The organism is Nonomuraea recticatena (genome assembly GCF_039533245.1).
Classification (GTDB): domain Bacteria; phylum Actinomycetota; class Actinomycetes; order Streptosporangiales; family Streptosporangiaceae; genus Nonomuraea; species Nonomuraea roseola.
Genome location: NZ_BAAATE010000003.1, coordinates 243,243 through 261,928 on the forward strand (window position 1 = coordinate 243,243; position 18,686 = coordinate 261,928).

Annotated in this window: 13 protein-coding genes; 6 read left to right on the top strand and 7 right to left on the bottom strand. The window is 71.2% G+C overall.

Going from position 1 to position 18,686, the window contains the following annotated elements; genetic code table 11:
- The first annotated feature begins 252 nt into the window (after positions 1-252).
- Positions 253-2,886 carry a pyruvate, phosphate dikinase gene (gene ppdK / locus ABFX50_RS07455; protein ID WP_346144424.1) on the top strand — a complete coding sequence of 878 codons (2,634 nt, stop codon included), beginning with the start codon at positions 253-255 and terminating at the stop codon, positions 2,884-2,886.
- Positions 2,887-2,930: 44 nt separating this feature from the next.
- Here the strand turns inward: ppdK and ABFX50_RS07460 are convergent, their stop codons facing one another.
- From ABFX50_RS07460 to ABFX50_RS07470, 3 genes are read right to left on the bottom strand one after another with little or no spacing between them, the layout of a single operon-like run.
- Complete coding sequence (locus ABFX50_RS07460; RefSeq protein WP_346144426.1) at positions 2,931-4,400, bottom strand: M48 family metallopeptidase; 1,470 nt, start codon at positions 4,398-4,400, stop codon at positions 2,931-2,933.
- A gap of 10 nt (positions 4,401-4,410) precedes the next feature.
- Positions 4,411-6,876 (bottom strand): ABC transporter permease, encoded by a 2,466-nt coding sequence (locus ABFX50_RS07465; RefSeq protein ID WP_346144428.1) that lies wholly within the window; start codon positions 6,874-6,876, stop codon positions 4,411-4,413.
- Positions 6,873-7,595 carry an ABC transporter ATP-binding protein gene (locus tag ABFX50_RS07470; protein WP_346144430.1) on the bottom strand — a complete coding sequence of 241 codons (723 nt, stop codon included), beginning with the start codon at positions 7,593-7,595 and terminating at the stop codon, positions 6,873-6,875. The genes ABFX50_RS07465 and ABFX50_RS07470 overlap by 4 nt, the downstream gene beginning before the upstream one ends.
- Positions 7,596-7,736: 141 nt before the next feature.
- Between ABFX50_RS07470 and ABFX50_RS07475 the strand changes: the two genes are divergently transcribed.
- Both ABFX50_RS07475 and ABFX50_RS07480 read left to right on the top strand, forming a co-directional pair.
- Positions 7,737-8,957, top strand: a complete 1,221-nt coding sequence (locus tag ABFX50_RS07475) for a deoxyguanosinetriphosphate triphosphohydrolase (RefSeq protein ID WP_346144432.1) — start codon at positions 7,737-7,739, stop codon at positions 8,955-8,957.
- Between the two features lie 72 nt (positions 8,958-9,029).
- Positions 9,030-10,169 carry an NAD(P)/FAD-dependent oxidoreductase gene (locus ABFX50_RS07480; RefSeq protein WP_346144434.1) on the top strand — a complete coding sequence of 380 codons (1,140 nt, stop codon included), beginning with the start codon at positions 9,030-9,032 and terminating at the stop codon, positions 10,167-10,169.
- 8 nt (positions 10,170-10,177) lie between these two features.
- On the opposite strand, the gene ABFX50_RS07485 is transcribed toward ABFX50_RS07480, so the two are convergent.
- Positions 10,178-11,092 carry a M23 family metallopeptidase gene (locus ABFX50_RS07485; protein ID WP_346144907.1) on the bottom strand — a complete coding sequence of 305 codons (915 nt, stop codon included), beginning with the start codon at positions 11,090-11,092 and terminating at the stop codon, positions 10,178-10,180.
- A gap of 278 nt (positions 11,093-11,370) precedes the next feature.
- Between ABFX50_RS07485 and dnaG the strand changes: the two genes are divergently transcribed.
- From dnaG to ABFX50_RS07500, 3 genes are all read left to right on the top strand, one after another.
- Positions 11,371-13,212, top strand: a complete 1,842-nt coding sequence (gene dnaG, locus ABFX50_RS07490) for a DNA primase (RefSeq protein ID WP_346144436.1) — start codon at positions 11,371-11,373, stop codon at positions 13,210-13,212.
- Between the two features lie 330 nt (positions 13,213-13,542).
- Entirely contained in the window at positions 13,543-14,646 is a 1,104-nt protein-coding gene (gene rpoD, locus ABFX50_RS07495) for an RNA polymerase sigma factor RpoD (protein WP_376773264.1), read from the top strand.
- A gap of 163 nt (positions 14,647-14,809) precedes the next feature.
- Complete coding sequence (locus ABFX50_RS07500) at positions 14,810-15,481, top strand: class I SAM-dependent methyltransferase (protein ID WP_346144438.1); 672 nt, start codon at positions 14,810-14,812, stop codon at positions 15,479-15,481.
- A 102-nt stretch (positions 15,482-15,583) separates the two neighbouring features.
- On the opposite strand, the gene ABFX50_RS07505 is transcribed toward ABFX50_RS07500, so the two are convergent.
- From ABFX50_RS07505 to ABFX50_RS07515, 3 genes are all read right to left on the bottom strand, one after another.
- The gene (locus ABFX50_RS07505; protein ID WP_346144909.1) at positions 15,584-16,417 is read right to left on the bottom strand and encodes a transporter substrate-binding domain-containing protein; all 834 of its coding nucleotides are present in this window, start codon (positions 16,415-16,417) and stop codon (positions 15,584-15,586) included.
- Between the two features lie 163 nt (positions 16,418-16,580).
- Positions 16,581-17,930: a hypothetical protein gene (locus tag ABFX50_RS07510; protein ID WP_346144439.1), complete on the bottom strand. Its 1,350-nt coding sequence runs from the start codon at positions 17,928-17,930 to the stop codon at positions 16,581-16,583.
- Positions 17,927-18,685 carry an FHA domain-containing protein gene (locus ABFX50_RS07515; RefSeq protein WP_346144441.1) on the bottom strand — a complete coding sequence of 253 codons (759 nt, stop codon included), beginning with the start codon at positions 18,683-18,685 and terminating at the stop codon, positions 17,927-17,929. The genes ABFX50_RS07510 and ABFX50_RS07515 overlap by 4 nt, the downstream gene beginning before the upstream one ends.
- Position 18,686: the final 1 nt, after the last annotated feature.

Below are 18,686 nucleotides of genomic sequence, written 5' to 3' on the forward strand. Positions count from 1 at the left end.
TCGTCGCGCGCGCGGAGCCCGGCAGGAGCCTTTCGCGCCGGGTGGGGGTGGCCATGGCGCGATTGTGCGCCGCATATGGCGAGGGTTCAAGAAATTGGTTTACACCAATTGGTATAAACCACTTGAATTTCAGTGGATTAGACCGGTGAATACCGCTTGACCTGGTGAAACGTGGACTTAACCAAGGGGTGCAGTTTCAAGTCGGTCTTTATCGGTAGAGTCCGGGACGGAGGCGTTCACAAAGGAGTTGTGGTGGCCAAGTACGTTTACGACTTCACCGAGGGCAACAAGGATCTCAAGGATCTTCTCGGGGGTAAGGGCGCCAATCTGGCCGAGATGACCAATCTCGGACTGCCCGTCCCCCCTGGATTCACGATCACCTCTCAGGCGTGCCGCCACTACCTGGCGGAGGGCGCGGTGCCTGACGGGCTCGAGGCGGAGGTCGCCGAGCACCTGGCGGCGCTGGAGTCCGCGATGGGCAAGAAGCTCGGTCAGGCCGACGACCCGCTGCTGGTCAGCGTTCGCTCAGGCGCCAAGTTCTCGATGCCGGGCATGATGGAGACGGTGCTGAACATCGGGCTCAACGACGAGTCCGTGCACGGCCTGGCCAAGCAGGCAGGCGGCAACGAGCGCTTCGCCTGGGACTCCTACCGCAGGCTCATCCAGATGTTCGGCAAGACCGTCCTCGGCATCGACGGCGACCTGTTCGAGCACGCCCTCGAGTCGCTCAAGGGCTCCCGCCAGGACACCGACCTGTCGGCGGAGGAGCTGCAGGCGCTGGTCGAGACCTTCAAGGGCATCGTCCGCTCGGAGACGGGCAAGGACTTCCCCTCCGACCCGCGCGACCAGATGCGCCTGGCCGTCATGGCCGTCTTCGACTCGTGGAACGCTCCCCGCGCCATCCTCTACCGCCGCCAGGAGCGCATCCCCGCCGACCTGGGCACCGCGGTGAACATCGTGGCCATGGTCTTCGGCAACCTCGGCGAGGACTCGGGCACGGGCGTGGCCTTCACCCGTGACCCCGGCTCGGGCCGTCAGGGCCTCTACGGCGACTACCTGCAGAACGCCCAGGGCGAGGACGTCGTCGCCGGCATCCGCAACACCATCCCGCTGCAGGAGCTCGAGCGCATCGACAAGCGCTCCTACGACGAGCTGCTGCAGATCATGGAGAAGCTCGAGAACCACTACCGCGACCTGTGCGACATCGAGTTCACCATCGAGCGCGGCAAGCTCTGGATGCTGCAGACCAGGGTCGGCAAGCGCACCGCCGCCGCCGCGTTCTGCATCGCCACCCAGCTCGTCGACCAGGGCCTCATCAGCATCGACGAGGCGGTCACCAGGATCACGGGCGACCAGCTCGCCCAGCTGATGTTCCCCCGCTTCTCCTCGGAGGGCGAGCGCAGGCTTCTCACCAAGGGCATGAACGCCTCACCCGGCGCCGCGGTGGGCAAGGTCGTCTTCACCTCCGAGCGCGCCGTCGAGCTGGCGGGGCAGGGCGAGGACGTCATCCTGGTCAGGCGTGAGACCAACCCCGACGACCTGTCCGGCATGATCGCCGCCAGGGGCGTGCTGACCTCGCGCGGCGGCAAGACCTCGCACGCGGCCGTGGTCGCGCGCGGCATGGGCAAGACGTGCGTCTGCGGGGCCGAGGAGCTGGAGGTCTCCACCTCCTCGCGCAGCTTCACCGCGCCGGGCGGGGTCACCGTCAACGAGGGCGACGTCATCTCCATCGACGGCTCCACGGGCGAGGTCTTCCTCGGCGAGGTGCCGGTCATGGACTCGGCGGTGGTCGAGTACTTCGAGGGCGCCGCCCCGCAGGACGACCTCGTCCGCGCGGTGGACCGGATCATGAAGCACGCCGACGAGGTGCGCACGCTCGGTGTGCGGGCCAACGCCGACAACGCCGAGGACTCCGCGCGCGCCAGGCGCTTCGGGGCGGCGGGCATCGGGCTGTGCCGTACCGAGCACATGTTCCTCGGCGATCGCCGCCAGCTGGTCGAGGATCTGGTGCTCGCCTCCTCCGAGGAGGAGCGGCAGTCCGCCCTCGACGCGCTCGAACCCCTCCAGAAGAGCGACTTCATCGAGATCTTCCAGGCCATGGACGGCCTGCCGGTGACGATCAGGCTCATCGACCCGCCGCTGCACGAGTTCCTTCCCGACCTGGTGGAGCTGTCGGTGAAGGTGGCCAAGGGCGACGCCTCGGACAAGGAGCGCGCCCTGCTGGTCGCCGTCAAGCGGCTGCACGAGCAGAACCCGATGCTCGGCCTCAGGGGAGTAAGGCTCGGCCTGGTCATCCCCGGCCTGTTCGCCATGCAGGTCAGGGCCATCGCCGAGGCCGCCCGCGAGGTTCGGGGCGCCAGGCCCGAGATCATGATCCCGCTGGTCGCCGCCGTACAGGAGCTGGAGGCGGTACGCGAGGAGGCGGCCGGCATCCTGGCCGAGGTCGGTGTCGACGCGCTCGTCGGGACCATGATCGAGACACCCAGGGCCGCGCTCACGGCGGGACAGATCGCCGAGGCCGCGCAGTTCTTCTCCTTCGGCACCAACGACCTGACGCAGATGGCGTGGGGCTTCTCCCGCGACGACGTCGAGGCCGCCTTCTTCTCCCGCTACCTGGAGCTGGGCATCTTCGGCGTCTCCCCGTTCGAGACCCTCGACAGGGACGGCGTCGGCCGCCTGGTCAGGATCGCGGCGGAGGAGGGCAGGAAGGCCAGGCCCGACCTCAAGCTCGGCATCTGCGGCGAGCACGGCGGCGATCCCGACTCGGTCCACTTCTGCCACGAGGCCGGGCTCGACTACGTGTCGTGCTCGCCGTTCAGGGTTCCCGTCGCCCGCCTGGAGGCGGCCCGCGCCGCCCTACAGGAGAGCGCCTCCGACACCCGCTGACCGTCGCGCCCGGACCCCCGGCCCGCTCGGGGGTCCGGCGCTTGTCAGGCCGGCACGAAGTCGGGCTTCACGCCCAGGCCCGCCAGCCACGAGCGCATGCCCTGCACCCCCGACGGATCGGCGACGACCTGGGCGGCGTAGTCGGCCACCAAGACCTCCTCGCCGTCCTCGAACAGCAGCCTGGCGGGCCCCGACCACGACAGCGCCCAGCGGGCCTGGTCGTGCTGGATGAGCGTCGCCTCCAGCGCCTTGCCCAGCACCGACGCGAGCAGCTTCTCCGAGGGCTCCCAGCCGAGGCCGCGCAGCTCGCCCTCCAGCGCGGCCCGCTGACCGCGCGCCAGCGCCTCGAAGGCGGCGTCGAGGTAGGGCCGTGCGGCCCCCATCACCCGCTGCCCCGCCACGGCCAGGTCGCGCAGCGCCTCCTCGTTCACCGCCGTGTACATCCCGCGCGCCACCAGGTCCTCCCAGGACACCGGCCGCATGGCCAGCGCCTCCTGGGTCCAGAAGGACTGCTCGAGGGCGTGTGCGGCCACCGAGGCGTCGCGCAGCAGCACGGTGGCGGGGCGAGGGTCGGGGACGTGCGGAGGCTCGGGCAGCAGCGCGATCGCGGCCAGGCGCTCGCCCAGGCTCGGGTGCGAGTCGTACGGCGAGCTCTCCTCAGGCTGCTCGGCGAGCCTGGCCAGCTCGGCCTGTCGCACGGGGTCGCCGACCAGGGCGCGGAACCCGCCGAAGACCGAGGCGGGCCTGTTGCCGGCGATGCCGGTCATGGACAGGTAGTCCTCGGTGAACAGCTGCCAGGCCCGCGCCGTGTCGCGGACCTTGGTGAGCGCGTTCGACATCGCCGCCCGCCCGGCGATCGCGACGGCGAAGGAGTCGGCCTCCAGCTCCTGCCGTCGCGACACCGCCTGGGAGACGCGCAGGTAGAGCTTGGTGTAGGCGAGGAAAAGCCGCCGGATGAAGGGGTGGTTGCCGAGCCCCTGCACGGTCGCGATCAGCGCGACCCTGCCCCGGTAGACCGGCGCGCCGAGGCGGGTGTGCGCGCCGGAGTAGTGGCCGAGCTCGTGCCCGAGCACCGCCCGCGCCTCGTCCAGCGTGAGCGTCTGGAGCAGCGGCAGCCCGATGTACATGCGCCGCTTCGACGACGACAGGCCGAGGAAGCGGGTGTCCTCAGCGACGGCGGCGTTGACCTCCGCGACCAGCCTGATCTCGTCGGGCGGAGCGGTCTTGACCCGCTGCGCCAGCTCCTCGACCGTCCGCCACAGCTCGGGCTCCTGCTCCCTGCCGACCGCCAGCCCGGGCTCCTCGCCCTGGCTCCTGCGGCTGACCATCCACAGCGCCCGCACCAGCGCGCCCGCCGCGAGCGTGAGCACGATCGCGACCTGGACGCCCCTGGCGTGGAAGTCGACAAACAGCAGGACGTCGAAGAAGATGGCGGCGGCCAGGATCAGGCCGACGAGCACGTAGAAGCCGGCAAGGAGGGTGAAGGCCAGCACGGCACGGAACGCGGTGGTCACGCCGATGACCTTATAGGGCGAGATGCCGCCTTCTGACCGGAAGGTTGACCGCGGCCCACACCACCAGGGCGACCACGAGCACGCTCGCGGGCACCAGCCACAGCGGGCCCGCCGGCCACGGCCTGCCGAGGAATCCGACGCTCAGCATGACCAGCGGCACGCCCGCGAGCACCAGCCCCGCGGCGCACGCGGCGAGCGCGATGACCAGCGACTCCCAGCGCAGCATCCGCCTGACCTGACCGGGCGTCGCGCCCAGCCGCCGCAGCGCCAGCAGTTCCTCGACCCTGCCCGTGGTCGTGGCCACCAGCCGGTTGGCGACCGACACCAGCACATAGCCGATCAGCACGGCGAGCACCGCGATGTTCACCAGTCCCTGCGTGGCGTCCGCGTCCGCGATCGAGGCGGCCGCCCGCTGCGACACCTCCGCTCCAGGCCAGGTCTTGGCCAGGGAGGAGAGGTCGGCCGTGGCGGGCCGTACCAGGATCTCCGCGTCGAGGCCCGTGGTCGTGTGTCCAGCGGCCAGGTCGCGCGAGAGCACCAGCGCGCCGAAGCCGAGCGCCCGCGAGTACGTCGCGACCACGCGCGCCCGCACCGGCGTGCCGTCTCCCATGAGGAGGTCGAGCCGCTCGCCGACCTCGCCCAGGCCGGCGTCGAGCGCGACGGTGTCGCCCTTGAGCTCGCCCATGCTGCCCTCGACCACGCCGAGGTCGACGACGCCCCCGGCCTCGGGCCCCAGGACCATGGCGGTCCTGGCGTGCAGGCCGCGCTCGTCGCCCACGGCCAGCGAGCGGGTCAGCACCGTGGTCGTCGAGGCGGGGGCGGCGGCCACGACGCCGGGGAGGGCGCGCACGTCGTCGAGCAGGCCGTGCGGGACGCCGCCCAGCCCCGGCGCGGAGACCGAGGCGACGTCGGCCAGACCCGCGTTCACCTCGTCCGCCTTGGCCTGGCTGATCGTGGTCTGGGTCAGCACGACGCTGAGCCCGAGCGTGACCATCATGCCGAGAGCGGCGACGGCGCCCGCCGTCCTGAGCGCGTAGCCGTGGGTGTTGGTGACCGCCAGCCACAGGGGCGCCGACAGCCCGGACGGCAGCCGCCGCGCCAGCGCCCCCATGGCCGCCTGCACCAGCATGGGCCCCGCCAGGGCGAGCCCGACGATCGCGAGCAGGGCGGCGGTGGCGGGGCCGAGCCCGGCGATCTCGCCGCGGACCAGCAGCGGCGTGGCCGACAGCCCCAGCGCGACCAGCATGAGCAGCAGGCCGCCCCCTGTCCGCACCTTGGACGGCACGCGGGGCTCGGCCTTGGACTCGGCGACGGCCGAGACGGGCGGCATCCGCGACGCCTTCAGGGAGGCGGTCCACGCCGCGAGCCTGACCACGCCGAACAGCAGGACGGCGGCGGCCACGGCGGGCAGCGGGCCGTATGTCAGGGGCAGGTCGGGCGGCAGCGCCCCCGTGCCCTCCAGCAGCTCGCCGAGGCGGGCGGCCAGGTAGTAGCCGAGCGCGGCGCCGGGCGGCAGCGCGGCCAGCGCCGCGACGCAGCCCTGGACCGCGACCAGCCGCCTGACCTGGCGGGGCGTGGCGCCCGCCGCGCGCAGCAGCGCGAGGTCGCGGCGCTGCCTGTTGACCGAGAGCGACAGTCCTCCGCCGATCACGAACCCGACCGTGATCAGGCTGATGCCGCCGATCGAGGCGGGCAGCGCGATGAGCATGCCGCGCGCGGCGGCGCTGCCTGGCCGTTCGGCGTCGCCCCTCGCGCCACCGGTGGAGATCACGTAGCGGTCGCCGAGCAGCCGCTCCGCCTCGGCCGCCACGGCCTGCGCGGTGACGCCCCGCCCGGCGCGGAGCGCCACGAGATCGACCCTGCCGCTCCTTCCCGACAGCTTGGCGGCGGTGGAGTCGGCGAAGTACAGGCCGGGCGCGTCGATCACGGCCGTCACCCGGTAGCGGCCAGGACGGCCGCCCGCGACCACCCGTACCTCCTGCCCGACGCGCGCGCCCGCCATGGCCAGCTCGCCGTCCCGCCTCGGCGGGGCGCCCTCGACCGCCCCGCCGCCCGAAAGCGCCAGCGACGACCACCCGTGTCCCGCCGCCGCCGGATCGGCGGGGCCGGTACTCCCGCTCGTGCCGGGGACGACAGCACCGGACGTGCCCGGCTGCCCTGGGACGACGGCGGCGGGGAAGCTCAGGTCGCCCACGGCGGACTCGACGCCGGGCAGCCGCGACAGCCTGTCCACGACCGACGAGGGGAGCGTGGCGCGTTCGGGGAGCGCCACCGGCAGGTCCTCCTTCCTCGGGACCAGCTGGCGGGCGGAGACCACCACGTCGGCCCCGGTGAGCCGCGTCGAGCTCACCTGCGACCGCAGGCCCGACTCGACGATCACGCCGGTCCCCGTCACCAGCGCCATCCCGCCGAAGACCGCGAAGAAGGCCACGACGAGGCCGCCGAGGCCCGACATGGCCAGCGCCGTCCTGATCACGTCAGCGCTCCGTTCAGGCGCGTCAGCCGTACCGCCAGCTCCTCGGGGGCGGGCGCGGACAGCAGATCCACCACCCTGCCGTCGGCCATCACCAGCGTCTCGTGGGCCCGCGCCGCGGCGGCGGGATCGTGGGTCACCATGATCACCGTCTGGCCCAGCTCGTCGACCAGTTCGCGCAGCAGCCCCAGCACCTCCGCCGCGCTGCGCAGGTCGAGCGCCCCCGTGGGCTCGTCGGCGAAGACGACGTCGGGCCTGGCTGCCAGCGCGCGGACGAGCGCGGCGCGCTGCTGCTGCCCGCCGGACAGCTCGGCGGGCCTGTGGCGCAGCCGCCCTCCGAGCCCCACCCTCTCGACCAGCTCCGACAGCCACGCCCTGTCGGGGCGCACGCCCGCCAGCCGCAGCGGCAGGGTGAGGTTCTCCTCGACGGTGATGGAGGGCAGCAGGTTGTAGGACTGGAAGACGAAGCCGACATGCTTCCTGCGCACCTCCGTGCGCCTGGTCTCGTTCAGCCCGCTGACGGTCACGCCGCCGATCCTGACCGTGCCGGACGTCGGGGTGTCCAGCGCGGCGGCGCACTGCAGCAGCGTGCTCTTGCCCGAGCCCGAAGGGCCCATCACGGCCACGAACCTGCCACGGGGAAAGCCGAGCGAGACGTCGTCGAGCGCGGTGACGCTCCCGTACGACCTGGTGACCCGCTCAAGGGTGACGACGTCGCTCACGAGTGCCGCCTCTTCATCCGAGATCTCATGACCATGACGCTAGAAAAAGGATCAGGAAAGCAGAATCCGGCCACCTGCCGAGACGGTGCTACAGCCAGCTGCAGTGAGCCTTCGGTGCGGATGGGTACACTCACAGCACTTATGGGCCAATACAGCGACCATGACCAGGAACGATGGGTTCCCGAGCCGCTCGGCAACCCCGACAGGGGCGCGTTCGAGCGCGACAGGGCCAGGGTGCTCCACAGCTCCGCCCTGCGCAGGCTGGCGGCCAAGACCCAGGTGGTGGGGCCCGCGGAGACCCTCGGGGTCGGCCAGCACATCCCGCGCACCAGGCTCACCCACTCCCTGGAGTGCGCCCAGGTCGGCAGGGAGATGGGCGCCACGCTAGGCGTCGACCCCGACCTGGTCGAGACCGCCTGCCTGGCCCACGACCTCGGCCACCCGCCCTTCGGCCACAACGGCGAGAGCGCGCTCGACGAGCTGGCCGCCTCGTGCGGCGGCTTCGAGGGCAACGCGCAGAGCCTGCGGCTGCTGACCAGACTCGAGGCCAAGGTGCTGACGGATGAGGGCGGCAGCGCGGGTCTCAACCTCACCAGGGCCTCGCTCGACGCCTCGGTGAAGTATCCGTGGCCGCGCGCGGGAGCGGGCAAGTTCGGCGTCTACGACGACGACCTGCCCGTCTTCGAGTGGATCAGGGACGGCGCGCCCAGCAAGCGGGTGAGCTTCGAGGCGCAGATCATGGACTGGGCCGACGACGTCGCCTACTCCGTCCACGACCTGGAGGACGCGCTCCACTCGGGCCACGTCACCCCTGACGCGCTGCACTCGCCGACCGAGCGCGAGGCCGTCTGCGAGCTGACCCGCACCTGGTACGTTCCCGACGCCACCTGCGCCGAGCTCGAGCAGGCCTTCGACCGGCTGCTGGACTTCCCGCTCTGGCCCCGCCGCTTCGAGGCCACGCTCGCCGACCTGGCCGGGCTCAAGGCCCTGACCAGCGGCCTCATCGGCCGCTTCTGCCGGTCGGCCGAGGCCGCGACCAAGGAGGCCTTCGGCTACCGCCATCACGCCGACCTCGTCGTGCCACGGGCGACGCGGCTGGAGTGCGCGCTGCTCAAGGGCGTCACCGCGCACTACGTCATGACCACCGACGACCACCACGCCAACCAGGCCAGGCAGCGCGAGCTGATCTCGGAGCTGGCCTCGCTCATCACGCTCGGCGCGCCCCACACGCTCGAACCCGCCTTCAGGCCAGCCTTCACCGGCGCGGAGAACGATGCCGCCAGGGTGCGCGTGGTGATAGACCAGATCGCCTCGCTCACCGACACCTCGGCCGTCGCCTGGCACCGCCGCCTGTCCCGCTGACCTTCCGGGTCCTTGACGGGTGGTTCCGAGAGTCGGCCCGCCTCCGCGACCGCGAGGGACGATACTCCGAACATGGCAACCTTTGTGATCGTCGGCGCGGGGCTCGCAGGAGCCAAGGCCGCGCAGACGCTGCGGGAAGAGGGCTTCGACGGCGAGGTCGTGCTCATCGGCGCCGAGGAGGAGCGGCCCTACGAGCGGCCCCCGCTCTCCAAGGGCTACCTGCAGGGCAGGAGCGAGCGGGAGAAGATCTTCGTCCATCCGCCCTACTGGTACGCCGACCAGGAGATCGACCTGCGGCTCGGGGTCACCGTCACCGGCATCGCGCTGGACGCGCACGAGGTGGCGCTCGACGACGGCTCACGCATGTCGTACGACAAGCTCCTCATCACCACCGGCGCCAGCCCCCGCACCCTGCCGGGTCAGGCGTACACGCTGCGGACCGTGGCCGACAGCGAGGCGCTCAAGGCGGGTTTCGCCGCGGGCGGCAGAGTGGTGATCATCGGGGCGGGCTGGATCGGGCTGGAGAGCGCCGCGGCGGCGCGGGAGGCGGGCTGCGAGGTCACCGTCGTCGAGCCCGCGCCCACCCCGCTGCACAGGGTGCTCGGCCCCGAGCTCGGCGAGGTCTTCGCGAACGTCCACCGCCGCCACGGCGTGGACCTGCGGCTCGGTGTCTCCGCCGCGGAGGTAGAAGCGGACGGCGTACGGCTCGGCACGGGCGAGCGGCTGCCCGCCGACCTGGTCGTCGCCGGCGTCGGCGCCGCCCCCAACGTGAACCTGGCCCGAGAGGCGGGGCTCGAGGTGGGCGACGGCATCCTCACCGACGCCGCGCTGCGCACCTCCCACCCCGACGTCTACGCCGCGGGAGACGTAGCGGAGTCCTACCACCCCCTCTACGGCAGGCGGCTGCGCGTCGAGCACTGGGCCAACGCGCTCAACGGCGGCCCCGCGGCGGCCAGGTCGATGCTCGGGCAGGAGGTGGTCTACGACCGCGTGCCGTACTTCTACACCGACCAGTTCGACCTCGGCATGGAGTTCAGCGGCGACACCAGGGGTTACGACCAGGTCGTCACCAGGGGCGAGGAGCTGGAGTTCATCGCCTACTGGCTGCGCGAGGGCAGGGTGATCGCCGGGATGAACGTCAACGTCTGGGACGTCGTCGACGACATCCAGCGGCTCATCCGCTCAGGCGGGCCGCTGCCCCCGCAGGACTGAGCGCCCTCCTACAGCGTGCCCGTGTCGTTGAGCGGCGGCGGGGTCGGCGTCTGCGTGGGAGTGCTCGGCTTCTTCTTGCGCTCCTTCTCCTTGTCCTCCTCCTGAGGAGGAGAGGAGGCGGACCTGGAGGAGCACAGCGTGGTGCAGGCGGGCGTCTCGCCGAGCTTGCGGCGCAGCTTGAACGTCTCCTCCTTGGGGGAGAGCGTGGGGTTGCCCTTCAGCCACGCGTCGAGGTAGTCCCACGGCTCGACCATGCCGCGCCGTACCCACCAGTAGGCGGGGCCGGTCTTCCACGAGATCGCGAAGTAGAGGTTCGGGGCGGTGTCACGGGCGTTGCCCGTGTTGCCCACCTTGCCGAGCTCCTGCCCCGCCTTCACCTTCGCGCCCGGTGTGAGGCCCTCGGTGACCGAGTCGAGGTGGCCGCCGAGGTAGCGGACGCCGTCCTCGCCGATGATCGAGACGAACCGGCCCTCGCGGTCGGAGCCCACGTCGGTGGAGGGCTTCCAGCGGTTGTTGATGTTCACCTCGTCGATCACCCCGTCGACGGGGGCGACGAACGAGCAGCCCCTGGCGGCCCAGATGGTCGTCTTCGGGATGATGAGCAGCTTGCGCTGGTAGTTCGTCTTGCAGCCCTTCACGGGGAAGGCGTAGTCGTACTTGGACACCTTCGGCGGCGGCACCTTGACGGGATCGGCGGCGGCCGGCCGCTGGACGCCCGACTGGTGCTCGGTGCCCGGCGTGCTCGCGGTGCCCGCCGGGGTGCCGCTCGGAGCGGCGCTGGGGTCGCCGGTGGGGCCGGCGCTGGGGTCGGCCGCCATGGCGGGGGCCCTCATGCTGACGCCCGCCACACCGGTGGCCTGCCCGCATCCTCCGGCCAACAGGACGGCGCCCACCACGACTGCACTAAGACGCCCCGATCGCATGATCTCCACCTGTGTCAGCGTATCCAACGACAACCTTTACCTTTGTAACCGACCGGGACGGTGGTCACGACCGCTTTGCCGTTATCCGTCGGTGCTTCTCCTCGCCACGGGCGCCGTCGCCGCGCCCGCCGCGCGCGCACGGGGAGCGTCCCCTGGACGGGCGGGCCCGCGTGCCGGGCGGAGGCGCGTGGCAGGGCCTGCCGTACGGGAGGGAGGGGACGGCCTCCCGCGGCAGGCGGCGGGCGGAAACTGTCGGGGCGCGCCGTTAGACTCGCGGCGTGGCAGGCAGGATCCGTGACGTCGACATCGCTCTCGTGCGTGAGCGCTCCCCGATCGCCGATGTCATCGGCGAGCACATCCAGCTGCGCAACGCCGGCGGCGGCAACCTCAAGGGCCTGTGCCCCTTCCACGACGAGAAGAGCCCGTCGTTCAACGTCACGCCCGAGCGCGGGATGTACTTCTGCTTCGGCTGCGGCGAGGGCGGCGACGTCATCACCTTCGTCGAGAAGATCGAGCACCTGTCCTTCCACGAGTCCGTCGAGCGGCTGGCCCAGCGGGCCGGCATCCAGCTGCAGTACGAGCAGGGCGGCTACGTCCCCAAGCGCGACCAGGGCGAGCGGGCCAGGCTGCTCGAGGCGCACAGGGTGGCGGCCGAGTTCTACGTCGAGCGGCTGTTCGCCCCCGAGGCGGCCCCCGGCCGCAGGTTCCTGTCCGAGCGCGGCTTCGAGCGGGCCGACGCCGAGCTGTTCGGCGTGGGCTACGCGCCCAACGAGTGGGAGGCGCTGACCCGCCACCTGCTCGGCAAGGGCTTCACCGCGCAGGAGATCGTCAAGGGCGGCCTGGCCAAGGAGGGCAGGCGCGGCCCCATGGACCGCTTCCGCGGGCGGCTGATGTGGCCGATCCGCGACGCGACGGGCGATGTCATCGGGTTCGGCGCGCGCAAGCTTCTCGACACCGACGAGGGCCCGAAATACCTCAACACCCCCGAATCTCCGCTCTACAAGAAGTCGCAGGTCCTCTACGGCATCGACCTGGCCAAGCGCGAGATCTCCAAGCGCTCCCAGGCCGTGATCGTCGAGGGCTACACCGACGTCATGGCCTGCCACCTGGCGGGCGTGCCGACGGCGGTGGCGACCTGCGGCACCTCCTTCGGCGAGGAGCACATCAAGATGCTCCGCCGCTTCCTGCTCGACCAGTCCTCGACGACCGGCGAGGTGATCTTCACCTTCGACGGCGACGCGGCGGGCCAGAAGGCGGCGCTGCGGGCCTTCGCCGACGAGCAGAAGTTCGTCACGCAGACCTACGTCGCCGTCCAGGCCGACGGGCTCGACCCGTGCGACCTGCGCGTCAAGCAGGGTGACGCGGCGGTGCGCGACCTGGTGGCCAGCCGCGAGCCGCTGTTCCAGTTCGCCATCCGCAGCACGATCTCCCGTTACGACCTGCGCACCAACGAGGGCAAGATCGCCGCGCTCGACGCGGCGGCGCCGATCGTGGCCGGCATCAAGGACTCAGGCCTGCGCAAGCGCTACGCGATCGACCTCGACCGCTGGCTCGGCTTCATGGACGAGCGGTTCGTCATCCAGCGCATCGCCGAGGTGGGGGGCGCACAGGCGGGCCGTCCTCGGCGCGCGCCCAAGGCGGCGCCGATCGACCCCCACGTCAGGGTGGAGGGCGAGCTGCTCAAGCTGGCCGTGCAGCGTCCCACCCTGCTGGGCCCCCGCTTCGACGCGCTGGAGAGCAGGGCCTTCACCACCCCCGACCACGTCACCGTCCACACCGTCATCGCGGCGGCGGGCGGCACCTCCGCCGGTGGCCACGGCGGCAGGCAGTGGGTCGACAGGCTCATCGAGCACGCCCCCGACGAGGTGGCGCGCGGGCTGATCACCAGGTTCGCCGTGGAGCCGATCCAGGCCGACGCCGAGATCGAGCAGCGCTATGGCGCCGCCATGCTGGCCGCCATCGAGGCGGTCTCGGTCGACAGGGCGATCAGTCAGGTCAAGACGCGCATGCAGCGGCTCAACCCGGTGGAGGAGCAGGCCGAGTACAACAAGCTCTTCGGTGAGCTGGTGGCGCTCGAGCAGCAGCGCAGGGTCCTGCGCGACCGCGCGGCGGGAAGTTAGGCGCACCCGAGCAGCCCAGGGTCCTGCGCGAGCGCGGCCGGAAGTCAGGGGCACCCGAGCAGCAGCGCAGGGTCCTGCGCGAGCGCGCGACGGGAAGTCAGGCGCAGCGAAAAGGCGCGTTCGGCGTCGTCGCTGACAAACTCGATCGCGTAATTGACTTTTCTTTCCTGATCAAACTCCGGCCAAACACATAAAAGATCTCGGTTTGGTAATGATGCAGGTCTTACCTCAAGTGACAAAAATGGGTCTGCCATTTTATGGAAGCAATACTGCAGACTGTGTCCCGTGGGTGCATCGGTGCTGCCAAGTGGCCCGCCATCCGTTGACCAGGTGGCGGACCTCGTCGCGAAAGGAAGAGAGCGCGGAAGCGTAACCGTCGATGACGTAGCCGCCGCGCTTGACCGCTCCGAGCTGCCGTCCGACGCGCTGGAGCGCGTTGTGCGGATGCTCGCCGAGAACGGGGTGGAGGTTCTCGAGCCGCAGGGCGACGAGGAGCCCGCCCGCCCCGATGAGGAGGACGTAGGCAAACGTGCGCCGACCAGCGATCTGGTCCGCATCTATCTACGCGAGATCGGCCGGGTACCGCTGCTCACGGCAGAGGAGGAGGTCGAACTCGCCAAGTCCATCGAGGCAGGGCTGTTCGCCGAGGACAAGCTGGCCGCAGGGGTGTCCAGGCTCGCCTTCCCCGAGTTCAGGGAGCTGGTCTGGCAGGGCACCAGGGCCAAGCAGCGCCTGATCGAGGCCAACCTCCGGCTGGTGGTCTCGATAGCGAAACGGTATGTCGGGCGCGGCATGCTGTTCCTCGACCTGATCCAGGAGGGCAATCTCGGTCTCATCCGCGCGGTTGAGAAATTCGACTACACCAAGGGTTACAAGTTCTCCACCTATGCCACGTGGTGGATTCGCCAGGCGATCACTCGTGCCATTGCCGACCAGGCGCGCACGATTCGCATTCCCGTGCACATGGTCGAAACGATCAACAAACTGGTCCGGGTGCAGCGCCAGCTCCACCAGGACCTGGGCCGTGAGCCCGCGCCCGAGGAGATCGCGCTCGAGATGGACCTCCCGGTCGACCGCGTGGTGGAGATCCAGCGGATCGCCCAGGAGCCGGTGTCCCTGCAGTCGCCCATCGGCGAGGAGGACTCCGACCTCGGTGACTTCATCGAGGACGCGGACGCGGTGGTGCCCATGGAGGCGGCCGCGTTCATCATGCTGCAGGACCAGCTCGACGACATCCTCGCCACGCTGTCGGAACGGGAGCAGCGCATCATCCAGCTGCGCTTCGGCCTGGCCGACGGGCACCCGCGCACGCTGGAGGAGGTCGGCAGGGAGTTCGGGGTGACGAGGGAGCGGATCAGGCAGATCGAGTCGAAGACGCTCGCCAAGCTGCGTCACCCGACCCGCGCGCAGATGCTGCGCGACTACCTGGACTGACCGGGGACAGGCCCCCTGATGTCGTCAGGGGGCCTGTCCCCCCCGCCCTCTCAGCGCCGCCGCGGATCCTCGAGACCGGCGGGCCCGTACGGCCCGGAGGCGCTCCCCCGGACGGGAGTCCGTGGATCAGAGGCAGACGATCGTCGGCACTACGATGTCGAAAATGACCCCCGCGCTCTTGCCCTCCCCCGAACCCGGCAGCGCTCTCGACGTCGTCCGTGTGTGGGACGCGCGTGCCGATCGCTACCTGGAGCTCTTCCGCCACGAGTTGGACGGCAAGCCGTTCGACCAGGAGGTCCTCGCCGAGTTCGCCGGGCGGGTCGGCGACGGGGGCAGAGTCTGCGACGCCGGCTGCGGACCCTGCGGTCACGTGACGGCGATGCTCGCGGAGCGCGGTCTCGACGTCCTGGGGATCGACCTGTCTCCTCGCTGTGTCGAGCTGGCCGGACGTGAGCAGCCCGGGTGCCGGTTCGAGGTGATGGACCAGCGGGACATCAGGCCGCGCACGCCTGGCGACCTGCTCGACGGGCTGGTCTCGTACTACTCGCTCCACGACCAGCCGAAGAGGGGACTGGCCGGCACCCTCGCCTCGTGGGCAGCGGTGATCCGTCCGGGAGGTCAGCTCCTGGTCGTGGCGAAGGAGGGCACCGGCGACGGGGTCATCGACGATCCCCTGGGCAGCGACCTCCGGGTCTACTGGGCGGAATTCACCGAACACGACCTTCGCCAGGCCGCCGAGGCGGCCGGGTTCCAAGTCGACGACCTCACCACCCGTGGCGCCTACGACGACGAGATCCCCACGCGGCGGATCTACCTCTCGGCCACGCGCCGCTAGGAGCAGCCCTCGAAGCCAGGAGCGGCACTCGAAGCCAGGAGCGGCCCTCGAAGTCAGGAGCAGCCCTCGAAGGAGCGGCACTCGAAGGAGCGGCACTCGAAGCTAGGAGCAGCCCTCGAACTGGGGCACCGTGACCTTGCCGAGCGTCAGGCCCGACCTGCCGAACCACTTGGCGAGCAGTCTGGCCGCCGTGCCGTCCTGGTACATGTCGGTGATCGCTCTGTTGACCCGCTCGCACCCCTCCACGTCGCCGCGCCGCATGCCCACCCCCGTGCGCTGCTCGTTGAACTGGGTGTTCACCAGGCGCACGCCGCCACGCTCACGCGCGGCCAACCCGGCGAGGATCACGTCGTTGGTGGTGATCGCGTCGATCCGGCCCGACTTCAGCATCGACATGCACTCGTCGTAGGTCGCCACCGGCACCACCGACGCGTCGATCCGCCGCTCGTCGACCACGCGCTGGGCGGCGTTCGACCCCTGCACCTCGCAGATGCGCCGCCCCTTGAGATCGCGCACGTTCGCGATGCCCGAGGTGCCCTCCCGCACCAGGATGTCCTGGTACGACAGGTGGTAGGGGCCCGCGAAGGCCACTCTGGTCTTGCGCTCCTGGGTGATGGAGAAGGTGGCGAGCACGAGGTCGGCCTGCCCCGACAGCAGCAGCTTCTCCCTGTCGGCCGCCAGCGCGGGGACGAACCTGGCCGTGGCGCCGAGCTTGCCCGCCACGTAGGTGGCCACGTCCACGTCGAAGCCCTCGAACCTGCCGTCCCCCGTGCGAAGACCGAGGGCGGGCAGGTCCGGCCTGACGCCGATGACCAGCGTCTCCTTTCCGACGATCGAGGAAGCCGCGCCCGCGCCGCACCCGCCTGTCGCCAGGAGAGCGATCAGGCAGGCCACCAGCCCCATCACGAACGGCGCGGCGAACCGGTCGCTCCGCATGCCTGTCACGGGCACTCCTTCCTGGTCGAGCGAGCCCGTCGCCTTGCGACGTCGCGAGAACGCCGGACCGTCTCCTGGAGGTCCTGGCGAGGCGCCTTCGGCGAGGAGGCCGGACCTCTCCCGGAGACTCTGGCGACCCGCCTGTTCGTGAGAGCGTGCCCCGTCATCGGTACTCCTTCAGCCTGGGCCACACACCGGCCAGCACACCGCCCGTGATGACGACGAGCCCCGCGGGGATCAGCGTCCACAGGCCGCTCAGCCCGCCCTCGCCGGCCGCGATCGCCCTCGCGAACGCGGCCTGGTGCTGCTCGGCCAGCCTCACGAGGGTCGCGTCGTAGGCGTCGAAGGCCGAACGCACGGGACCGGTCAGAGCGGACGTCGCCGACGCGCCGGACGTGGCGCGCAGCGAACGGTCGGCCTCCTGGAAGCGCCGCCAGGCGGCCGCGACGTCCCTTCCCTCCAGCATGCCGAGGAAGCGGTCGTTCTTGAGAGAGGCGACGGCGCGCTGGTAGTCGGACAGGTTCTTGGCGGGCAGATAGACCAGTGACTGCGACTTGTCGAAGAAGGTGTGCTGGTAGGTGTCGGCGCGCACGGGGTCGAGCAGGTAGCGGCTCTGGTCGGCGTGCAGGCTGTTGCTGATCGCCCGCGCCCTGGCCAGGGTGAGCACCGAGTCGAAGCCGTCGCGCTTGGCGGTGGCGAGGGACGCCGCCTCGCGTTCCATGATGACCGCTCCCGCGATGCCGCACGCCGCGGTGGCGACGCTCGCGCCCAGGAGCGCCAGACCGAAGACCCTGCGGAAGCTGCGGGCCAGGTAGATCTGCAACCAGATCAGGCAGCCGAGCGCCAGCGCGCCGCAGAGCAGGGCGACCAGCCGTACGGCGACGACCGTGGAGTGGCCCTCCTCGTAGGCGTGCCTGACGATGGTCCCGCTCTCCAGCGTGAGGTTGTAGGCCTGGGGGAGCAGTTCGCGGGTCATGAGATCCGTCGCCTGGCGATAGGACGCCAGCGCCCTGTCGTCCGGCGCGATCGTCATCGGCGTGGTGGATGCCGGGACCACCCCACCTGAAGGGGAGGCGGGGCCAGGGGAGCCGGCGGTGGGCAGGGCGCTGAGCAGCAGGGCTTCGGAGGCCAGGCGTTCGTAGCGGCCGAGCCCTTCCAGCACGGAGGAGATCGTGCGGCGCTCGGCGGCGTCGGAGCCCGCCAGGGTGTGGGCTTGCAGGAGCGCGCTCCCCACCTCGGCGCGTCGCTTCTCGTAGCGGGCCAGCGCGTCCTGCCGCCGGTCGCCGAGCAGCAGGGCGGTGGCGACCTGGGCGTCCATGTCGCTCAGGCCGAGATACAGCCCCGCCGTCGCCACCACCTGGGGTCCCGCGTCGTGTCCGATCACCCGCAGGCCCTCGCGGGCGGCTGCGGTGCCGTACGCGAGGGTGGCGAAGAGCAGGCCGAGGGCGGCGACGGTGACCGAGGAGATCACCTTGATCCGTCCCGGCACCGTACGGCGGGCGAGGAACATCATGGCGCGCTCTCGCGCAGCGTGATGACCGTCCACGCGCCGAGGTGGATGCGGTCGCCGCCACGGACCTGCACGGGGACGTTCACCTGGAGGGGCTTGCCGTTGAGCATGGTCCCGTTGGCCGAGCCCGGGTCGACGAGCGACCACGTGCCGTCCCGCTGCGCCATGAGGACGGCGTGCAGGTGCGAGATCCCCGGGTCGGCGGGCGGTCCGCCCAGGTCGATCTCGGCGTAGGAGTTGCGGGACCTGCTGCTCCTGCCGATGCGCACCTGCCGTCCGACCAGCGGGAAGGAGCGCTCGGGGCAGTAGGGAGGGAAGACCACGGCGCCGGCGTCCGGCCCGTCCTGGGCGATGACCTCGTCGTAGTAGGCGCGATCGGCCTCGACCACGGCTTCCCACAGGGCCGGGGCGACGGGGTCGAGCGGAGGGGCCTCGAAGTCGTGCCCGTCGACCTCGCAGAACCGTCCGGATCGGGGGGTCTGGCAGATCGGGCAGACGTCGTCGGCGGCGTCGGGGTCCGCGGAGGAGCCGGAGGAACCCGCCCCGCCCGAGCCCGACGTTCCGGAGGAGCCGGCCGCGCCGGAGGGGGCGGGCATCCCCGAGGAGCCCGGGGAGCTCTGGGAGCCCGGGGAGTCGGTCGATCCTTCGGGCCCGGGGGAGGGGCCGGAGGTGGCGAGGGGCTGGGGCATGGGGGTGCCGCAGACGTCGCAGTACTCGTCGTCGCCAGAGGAGTGCCCCTGAGGGCAGGTCAGCGTCATC

Bases quoted from the DNA above. Each gene is read 5' to 3' on its own strand.
- ABFX50_RS07475 (WP_346144432.1), top strand. From the start codon at position 7,737: ATGGGCCAATACAGCGACCATGACCAGGAACGATGGGTTCCCGAGCCG.
- ABFX50_RS07480 (WP_346144434.1), top strand. From the start codon at position 9,030: ATGGCAACCTTTGTGATCGTCGGCGCGGGGCTCGCAGGAGCCAAGGCC.
- ABFX50_RS07485 (WP_346144907.1), bottom strand. From the start codon at position 11,092: ATGCGATCGGGGCGTCTTAGTGCAGTCGTGGTGGGCGCCGTCCTGTTG.
- ABFX50_RS07500 (WP_346144438.1), top strand. From the start codon at position 14,810: ATGACCCCCGCGCTCTTGCCCTCCCCCGAACCCGGCAGCGCTCTCGAC.
- ABFX50_RS07505 (WP_346144909.1), bottom strand. From the start codon at position 16,417: ATGCGGAGCGACCGGTTCGCCGCGCCGTTCGTGATGGGGCTGGTGGCC.
- ABFX50_RS07510 (WP_346144439.1), bottom strand. From the start codon at position 17,930: ATGATGTTCCTCGCCCGCCGTACGGTGCCGGGACGGATCAAGGTGATC.
- ABFX50_RS07515 (WP_346144441.1), bottom strand. From the start codon at position 18,685: ATGACGCTGACCTGCCCTCAGGGGCACTCCTCTGGCGACGACGAGTAC.